Origin of the sequence: Rahnella rivi (assembly GCF_019049655.1) — a bacterium.
Classification (GTDB): domain Bacteria; phylum Pseudomonadota; class Gammaproteobacteria; order Enterobacterales; family Enterobacteriaceae; genus Rahnella; species Rahnella rivi.
In genome coordinates this window covers 20,839-29,120 of record NZ_JAFMOX010000033.1, presented here as the reverse complement: position 1 = coordinate 29,120, position 8,282 = coordinate 20,839, and the positions used below count along the sequence as shown (strand labels likewise).

The following is an 8,282-nucleotide window of genomic DNA, read 5'->3' as shown; positions in this document are numbered from 1 at the left end:
ATGATTAATAATCCATATAAATCAAAGGCTTGAATTTATTTCAGGAGTGAGGCATATAATCCAATTCCTAGTAGATTAATTGTTCATGATTTTGCGGTTTTATGTAGAGAAATTCGCCAGTTTGATTTGAACGAATTTCCACAAAAATATAGGAAATTCTAAAAATATCATGTAATAATTGATATAAAAGATTTTTTCAAGAAAAAACGGTGCATTGAGAACCACATGAACTTACAAGATTTAACTGCTTTCGAACTATTGCAGATTAACCAACTTTCCTTAGATGAGTTGGAGCGAAGAAATATTCTAAAAATAAGGAATAATCCGCTACACGATTACACGAATTGGTTAGTAAATAATAAAATGAACATGAAGCCGATTTCCTCCAACTCTGAAGGCTATGATTTAAAAACCTCTGATGGTCGTAAGGTTATGATAATAGCAAAGAGGAACTTGCTGAATAATAATTCGACTATGCTTGGAGTAATATCTGAGAAACTATTGAAAAATATTGATGAGACAATCGCTGTTATTTATCACAAAGACTTAAGCATCCAGTCAGCAGTAATTATTCCTAGTGGAGTAATTTACAAATTAGGTGTTTATAATCATTTGCAAAAAGCATATGCAATTAGGGTCGATACAAAGTTAGTGTGTGATCCCAATGTAGTTGACGTTAAGTTGTTACTGTGTGAACATTCAAATTGTGATGTTACGGACGACAGTAAGATATTTGAAAGTACTATCCGAGATCTCAGGGTTGTTGGTAAAAAAACATTTGTAAAGTATTACCAGCACTATGCCCTTAATATAGATGTAAACGAAATAATTCAGATTATGCTATCTGAAAATGTCAGTTGGAAAGAAATGACTGCAAGAAAAAAAGCAAAAAAAATGCAAAGTATCTTTAAGAAAAATGATAATTTTAAGTCACTAAAAATGATAATTAATTCAAAAAGTATTTTAATACCTGAGCCTTTGAAGGATCAAGCTCGGAATCTATTAGAAGAGTTCGGCCAAAAATCTACATAAAAATAGTTCATCATTGATTTGTTTTTTAATTGAATGCATGTACTGATTTTTATCAAAGTAGCATGTTGAGACTGTATTATTTTTGAAAAAAATTTGAAATAGCCATGAATACAAAGTTCATTTTGAAATGCATGGAAAAGATGAAGAGCCGTTAGATTTTTTGTATTAGATATGAGTGGCAGGAATTGAATGAAAATAGAAAAGTAATAGTTCGATGAGAATAATGTTACCCGGAGCGGCATCATCGAGTAGGCGCAAAAGTTCGGGACGCTGAAGCGAAGCCCCTGAGACATTTTCGGTATACCAGCTCGCCAGCCGAAAACCTTTCTCCTCAACGAACGTCTTCATTCTTTTTTTTGCCCGAAGAGCATCCTGTTCTTTTGTTGATGCCCGGAGATATCCATGAATGTACATTTTCTAACCTTTAATGCCACTTAGGTGATGATCCAATGCAGAAATGAGTCATATTTTGGTGGTGACTCTGGGGTATACGAGACAGAAAATTGGGCTGCTTTAATTCTGTGAAATGTTGGAGGTAAATACCTATCCAGAATTAACGTAGCGCTGTCTATTTCTTTCTCTGAATAATGGTTCTGATGAATGCCGATGATATATGCAGTGCCAGCTCAGCATCATATTCGAGTACTGAAGACGCCTTATCGCTGCCGTGTCTAACAGCGGGTTCTGCATTTGTATAGGCGTAAAACTTTTCTATGACCGTAATAAGAAGCGGTGAGATCACACTATCCTTTCTCATGTGTTTTAGCGCATCCCCCAACGTTGAAGCGGACGGATAGTACGTCCGGCATACGCTCTCTACGGCACTGATAGATTCTTTAATCGAATTCTCCGGATCTTTATGCGAACCCAACGCAAAGTAACGAGCCTTAGCGTAATGTTTTCTGGCTGGTTCAAATCGGTCCTGAAGAGAAGCGTCAGCTTGGTTTATCTTAAGCTCAAGATCGCTGGGAAGTGGAGTCTCTAAGCTGGATGACTCACTGAGTTTCCATTCAATCTTATGCGTAGAAAATAGGTCATTCACTTTTTGGCGGTAAGAAGCAAAACTTAGTTCCTCATAGGCCTTCTGCCCCCACGAGAAGGGGCGTTTTACCTCGCTCTCCTTCAGTTGTTGGCCGATAATCTCAACCGCATCATAAAATTGATACCACGGTAGATATTGAATTATGCCTTTGAGTGCCTCGTGGCAATAAAATGAGTCCAAATCTTGCTGATCTGTTTCCTGTCCATTTTGGGCACAAAGACTTTCTATCAGGCTTTTAATCCCTAGCGGGCGGTTCTCAGTGTTTTGAACCCTGCTGTCGCCATCCACGTAAATCAGTTTGTCGAGAATGGAAGCAAAGAACATCGATTTCAGCCAAGTTGGGGCATCCTCGCGTATCGGTTCATTTTTATAGTCTGGATCAAAACCGTGTCGGTAAGAAAATTTCATCCTTCTTCTCCACTGAAAAACAATGCTTTACTGTTAGCTGATTTAAACGGTGCTCAAGTTTCTTCATCAAGATGTCTGTCTAAGCATGGCCACCGCGTCGGCGCCGGGCATGGAGAACTGCACCCGGTGGCGGGCCGCCACGTCCAGCGCAAATATCCGCGTATACACCTCGGTCGACTTCATGCTTTTGTGCCCCATCAGCCCCTGCAGTACCTTCAGCGGCACGCCCGAGTACAGCATGTGCATGGCGTAGCTGTGCCGCAGCGTGTGCGGCGTAACCGGTACGGAGAACGTGACGCCGTCACCGGCTGCGCGGGCCACCGCGTCGTTAAGCCAGGTGCGCACCGTGCGATCCGTCACCTCCCAGATCCGCGCCGGCGCCATGCGGCCGGTGCGCTTGTTTTTACGCTCAAGCGGAATGCGCAGCGTGGCGATCATGCTGTTGAGCCGGTTGAGATAATGGTTATCTGACAGTGGGACCAGCCGGTGAGGGATCGTCTTTTTCGACGGCGCGCCCGGGCCGCGCGCGGCCTTTTCCTGCCGCTGTTTGAGCGTGGCCAGCGACACGTAGGGGTAAGGCGGGGTCAGGGAAAAATCCGCCCGCGTCAGGGCCAGCCCTTCGTTAATGCGCGCGCCAGTGTTCCATAGCGTATCGATGCAGGTCTGCTGGTACAAATCAGGCAGGTAGTGCAGCAATGCGCTGACCTCCACGGCCAGCAGATACTCCGGCATATCACCGTGGGTCTGAGCCATGCGGCGCAGGGCCAGCGCGGCGGAGTAGTCTATTGAGACGGTCTGTGGCAAAGACTGTGAGTTAAAATCCTGTGGGATAAGCATCGTCATATCATTCATACCCGGTATTTTTAGTGTCGTCAGCCGTGGGTCAACAACGGCCTAAGCGGCGTATTCCTCAGGGTTAACACCCCCAATCGGCTCGCTGTTCATTCTGCAGACCGCGCAGATACAACAGGTGCGAATCCATGCAGTCCAGCTCACAGGAGGCCTTGCCCATCATCTCACCAAAGTGCCGCGTATTGATGTACTACATTCCCGCCAGGCTGGGTTCTCCGGTCCGGTTCTGCGCATAACGGAATGCCGTGGCCCGTGCATCTGACTCAATAAAGGCGTTAACCACGGCGTCGAGGGTCGCGTAATTATCCTTAGGAAAGGTGTTATCAATGTCAATAACCAGCGATCGGGCCATTGGCCAGAGCGTATTGAGGTTGTGATTGTCCGTTTTCTGTTTATAACGTTCCGGGAGTGCGACCAGATCAAGGGCCGTGCTGATGATTTTTTTCAGCATCAGCTCAACGTGGTGTCGGTACAGAAACACAATCGGGTACACCAGCGTATCCTGGTCGCTGCCGGTGGTGTCGACGTGCGCAATCAGCAACTCGGCCGCCTGCCTGTACCCTTCCGAATAGGCCCAGTGCTCGGGGTGGAAGCCGTTGATACAGGCGTTGTTGTGCCAGTCTTTGGCATAGGTAAACAACGGTTGCTTTGGTGATTTGGGCATATTCAGCCCGCCCCGTTCTCGTGATTTTTTTCAGCAACAATTTCCTGCGCGATCGCGCAGAACTGCTCATGCTCGGTTTCCAGGTAGTGGTAATAGATGCGGGCATCGCGCTCGGTCAACCCACGCGAGTTGCCGGTAAAATAGCCGCGCAGTACCTCTATGGCGTGGCGGTAGGTGGCCAGGTCATACGCCCAGTCCGCGAGCTCGCCGGCCGCGTCCATTTCCTGCCCAAACTCCGCGTACTTCTGCTCCAGGATATCAAGCCCAAGCTGGGTGGCCGCATGCACGTTACTTTCATTCCTATGCGCGACCGCGTTGCGGATTTTTTCAAACTGATAGCCGAACCCTTCTTTTCCGGTGATCGATGCAAACATGCTTTTCTTCCTTTGGCCATTGTGCCGGTAAACATTGAGAAAGGTGACGTTCAGTGATGGTATTCAGGTCTGATAAATGAAGGGGAGATAATAAGCCAAGATATAGTCACCTAACTTACTGCCACCACACTGAAAAATAGCCTGATAATTTTCACGTAACGCAATTAGTGACGGCACCTACTTTACAGTTCCGAGTTATTCCCCACAGGCCGTTTTCGGAAGTGTAGCACGGGTGATCCACGCCGCCCAGCCGCGTTCAGGCGTCTTACGCCCGCACTGAAAACCCTAAGCTATACATTATATAGCGTTTTAAAAATAAATATTTCCCACATAGGCGAATATTGCGCAAAAAGCCGCCGCCCTCTGTGCGGAGATCCGGTAATTCCAGAAAGCGGATCTTCCACGAGAAAATGAAAGAATAGTGGTAGCTATGTCATTTAATGACATTAAATTGAATATTGTTTTTACAGTGTGAACAGTGAAGGCGTTTAATGATTTTAACCTCACACTCAAAATATTCCTGACAGGAAAAAAATGACGCTCAGCCAACTGACCCTGCGCTTTCCCAAAAAACTTATCGAATCGCTGAAAAACCGTGCTGTCACGGAAAAGACCTCGGTCAACGCCCTGGCCGAGCGCTTTCTCGACGTCTCACTGCAAACCAGGCCTACCGCGACGCCGGCGCAAAGGAATTTGTCAGGTGGCCAGTATTGGAAACGCTGCTGAACATCAGCTTTGAGCTGCTGGTCTGGCAGGCAGAGCAGGGCCTGCCGGTAGACGGCTACTACATTAAGCGCACCTTTGAGTTTGCGACGGAAAACTGGCAGGAAGAGGCCGCGCGCTTTATGCGTGAAATGAGCCGCGCCGTCGATCCCGGCTATGCGGAATATCTGATGCGGCCGCTGGCGTCTGGCTGCTTTTCACTGAATGATTATCCTGACGAGGTGCTGGCCCGCGTCTTCACGCCGGCGCGCCTGCAGCAGATCTTTCCGCTGGTGATGCGCACCCGGGAGTGGACCTTCGCGCAGCGCGAAACCTTTATCCGGGAGGTGCGCCCGTCGGTGCGTGAAATGAGCGAAACCTTCACCGCCGGTGACCTGCGGTTCGACATCCGGATCGACGGCCAGCGCGGCGACTTACCTGCCGCCGTTGGTGATGAGGTGCCGCGCCTGTATCTGGTTCTGACCGGCAGCAACTTTGTTATGCCGTTCGGCTGGAGGGAGTTCGCGGAGCTTTACCGCCTGCTGAACGTCTATCGCACCATGCCCGAGGCGGTGCGCCGCTACAGCGAAGGTGCCCATATCAGCCTGGCCCTGCCGGGGACTGCGCATCAGGACGCGATCCTGTGTTTTGATGCGCTGCGGGTGTTTGTGCCGGCAGAGGCATTCGGCGAACTGGTCCGGGAGCTGACGGAACGGTTGGAAACGGGCGCCCTGGCCGACTCCGTGGAAACCCTGCGCACGCTGTACGGAGATCTTTAGCATGACAGATGAACAGACAGGAGACGGCGAACTTCTCAGCGCAGGCCTCGATGCCGCCGTGCAGAGTCCCGCCGAAGACCGGTATGGGTTTACCCACGTCGCGAAGCAGCTGGCACTTGTCATCGAGGGGTTAGGCCGGGACGGCAGCGCCGTGATCGGCCTTGAGGGCGCCTGGGGCACAGGTAAAACCAGCCTGCTCAATTTATTGCGTCTCTCCCTCGAGGTCGGGCTACCTGAGCGAACCTTTGTGCTGTCCGTGTCACCCTGGCTCGATGGTGGGAGCATGAGCCCCATAGAATCCCTGCTGTTGCCGGTCGCGGCCATTATTGCGGAAGAAGAGAAGCGCGCGTTATCGGCCCGGGCCCTCAAACGCCTGAAGCGAAAAAAAACGCTGACAGATACGGCGTCTAAAGTATTGCGCTACAGCCAGTCGACCGCCCGCCACCTGGGACCCGTGGCCGAGATGGCCGCGCTGGTACCCGGCATGCCCAACGCTACCGGGGCACTGAAGGCTTACTCAGACGCGGAGTTTCTGACGAACAGAAAGACAACCGCCGAGCTGCGCACCGAGATTGGCGAGAAAATTATCGCGCTGGATCTGAGTTTTATCGTCGTAATGGACGACCTGGACCGTCAGGAACCCGCTCAGGCCGTAGAGGTCGTTCGCCTGGTCGAATCCGTGGCGGATTTCCCCCGCTTTCGCTACGTCCTGTCATACGACAAATCGGTGCTGGCCCATGCCATTCAGACAGGTCTGGGGGTGACGGACGGCGCCGCTTACCTGCAAAAAATCGTGCAGATTTCATTCAATTTGCCGCGCCCAGAAGCCTTCAGCCTGCGGCGGGAATTTATCAGCAGCGTCGCGGCCCTCTATCAGGAGGTTAACGGCAACGGTGCCGGTGAAGGCTTGCTGAACGACCTTTCCCAGGTGACGGATATCTACGGTGCCGCACTGTCCACGCCGCGTGAAGTGAAACTTGTTCTTAATATACTGAGATTTCGCTACAGCGGAGTGCGCGATTACGTCTACCTGCCCGATTTGTGTCTGCTGCAGCTTATTCGTATCAGTAACGCTGGCCTGTATGACTGGATAGAACAATATCTGACGGAGCGTGCCGTTGTGGAATCACGCGACGGTAGCGTCGGTGATGAAGAGAAGACGGAGTTGAAAAAGAAGTTGATAGAACACCTGAGCCATTTCCCACCTTCAACGGCACGCAAGCCTTTTTATCTAAATGGCTGGGTGCCCGGAATTTTAGGCTCTAACGTAGAAAATATGACGCTTTTTTCTCCCATAGGGGATCAGGAGCGCGCCGAGATGACGGCGAGTAAGCGCCTTGGCAGTGGTGCCTACTGGCGTTACTACTTCGCCTTTTCCTCCCCTCAGAATGTGCTACCTCCGGCGTTTTTTGATGACCTGTTCCGTCAGGCAGAGGATCTTACATGCCAGGGGGCTATGTCGGAATTGCTACTGGAAAGAATTAACAGCAACAATGTGTCCTCCCGCACTTGGTTCGAACACATTCTCAGCCAGCTTTCTCCGGCGATGGTGGCCGCGCAAAGTGCGGCAGCCTGTGAAGGTTTGATCAGATTTTTCTTCAACTACGGCGATACGGTTATACAGCGCTTTCAGCAACTCAACGTCTGGTTTGCGGCGTATGACCTCGATATAGACGGCGTTGTCGACCGGTTAATACAAAGAATGTGTGAGGTAAACAGGGCAGCTACAATCACCTTCCTCCAGGATATCTGTGTCGAGGGGAACGCCTGGTCATGGATTGCAAGGTATGTGCGGCATCTTATGTGGCGAAACGGGCTGGTCGGCGACCGGCCAGCGTCGATAGATGAGCGGGTGTTGTTAAACGAAGAACTGGGAGCAGTGTTGCCAAGGCTTGCTGAACGGCTGAACCAGGATGAAATTTCGACCCTTCTTTTAGAAACGAACGACCTACTGTCATATCTTTATGCCTGGAGAGATATCGATAACGTCGAACGCGTCAGGACGTGGGCTGAAGGGGTCATTCAAACCGATGAGGGGCTATTGCAACTGCTTTTGCGCTTAAGAGGTCGTGGCATCAGCAGTGCCACAGGTCGTTATCTGAGTCTTGACCTCTCCGGCCTGAGTGAATTTCTCGGCGACGAGGAGGTGATTGAACAACGGCTTGCTCGCATAGAGGCTGGGGGGAAATATCCAGAAATCATAACGGAAATCAGGGCTTCCCAGGCGCACGCTCGATTTTAATGCCCTTGGCCGGATGGTTTTTTATTACCAACCGGTCACCACACCCTGCTCTTTCAGCCGGTGGCGGGTTCGGTTATCCACCCTGTGCCAAACGATGCAGGGTTCAGCTCCTTTAGGTCCGCAATATACCCGTTCATAATACGTAGCGCTTCTTCCACTCTATATTGCATATTCTCCCCTCCTACCG

8 protein-coding genes and 1 pseudogene are annotated in these 8,282 nt (G+C 50.1%); 4 read left to right on the top strand and 5 right to left on the bottom strand.

What is annotated here, in order from left to right; genetic code table 11:
• Positions 1-225: 225 nt before the first annotated feature.
• Positions 226-1,032, top strand: coding sequence for a hypothetical protein (locus J1779_RS00665; RefSeq protein WP_217202585.1), 807 nt, complete (start codon positions 226-228; stop codon positions 1,030-1,032).
• Positions 1,033-1,242: 210 nt separating this feature from the next.
• Here J1779_RS00665 and J1779_RS00660 read toward each other — a convergent pair.
• The 5 genes and pseudogenes from J1779_RS00660 to J1779_RS00640 form a co-directional block, all read right to left on the bottom strand.
• Positions 1,243-1,446, bottom strand: a pseudogene (locus J1779_RS00660) (recombinase family protein); the annotation flags it as partial.
• Between the two features lie 154 nt (positions 1,447-1,600).
• The gene (locus J1779_RS00655; RefSeq protein WP_217202584.1) at positions 1,601-2,482 is read right to left on the bottom strand and encodes a hypothetical protein; all 882 of its coding nucleotides are present in this window, start codon (positions 2,480-2,482) and stop codon (positions 1,601-1,603) included.
• 66 nt (positions 2,483-2,548) lie between these two features.
• Positions 2,549-3,325: a tyrosine-type recombinase/integrase gene (locus J1779_RS00650; RefSeq protein ID WP_217202583.1), complete on the bottom strand. Its 777-nt coding sequence runs from the start codon at positions 3,323-3,325 to the stop codon at positions 2,549-2,551.
• Between the two features lie 199 nt (positions 3,326-3,524).
• Positions 3,525-3,998: a hypothetical protein gene (locus J1779_RS00645; RefSeq protein ID WP_238485000.1), complete on the bottom strand. Its 474-nt coding sequence runs from the start codon at positions 3,996-3,998 to the stop codon at positions 3,525-3,527.
• 2 nt (positions 3,999-4,000) lie between these two features.
• Positions 4,001-4,372 carry a hypothetical protein gene (locus tag J1779_RS00640; protein ID WP_217202582.1) on the bottom strand — a complete coding sequence of 124 codons (372 nt, stop codon included), beginning with the start codon at positions 4,370-4,372 and terminating at the stop codon, positions 4,001-4,003.
• A gap of 534 nt (positions 4,373-4,906) precedes the next feature.
• Here J1779_RS00640 and J1779_RS25445 point away from each other — a divergent pair.
• From J1779_RS25445 to J1779_RS00630, 3 genes are read left to right on the top strand one after another with little or no spacing between them, the layout of a single operon-like run.
• Positions 4,907-5,098 (top strand): hypothetical protein, encoded by a 192-nt coding sequence (locus J1779_RS25445; RefSeq protein WP_238484999.1) that lies wholly within the window; start codon positions 4,907-4,909, stop codon positions 5,096-5,098.
• Entirely contained in the window at positions 5,083-5,853 is a 771-nt protein-coding gene (locus J1779_RS00635) for a transcriptional regulator (RefSeq protein WP_238484998.1), read from the top strand. The genes J1779_RS25445 and J1779_RS00635 overlap by 16 nt, the downstream gene beginning before the upstream one ends.
• Position 5,854: 1 nt before the next feature.
• Positions 5,855-8,095, top strand: coding sequence for a KAP family P-loop NTPase fold protein (locus J1779_RS00630; RefSeq protein ID WP_217202581.1), 2,241 nt, complete (start codon positions 5,855-5,857; stop codon positions 8,093-8,095).
• Positions 8,096-8,282 lie beyond the last annotated feature (187 nt).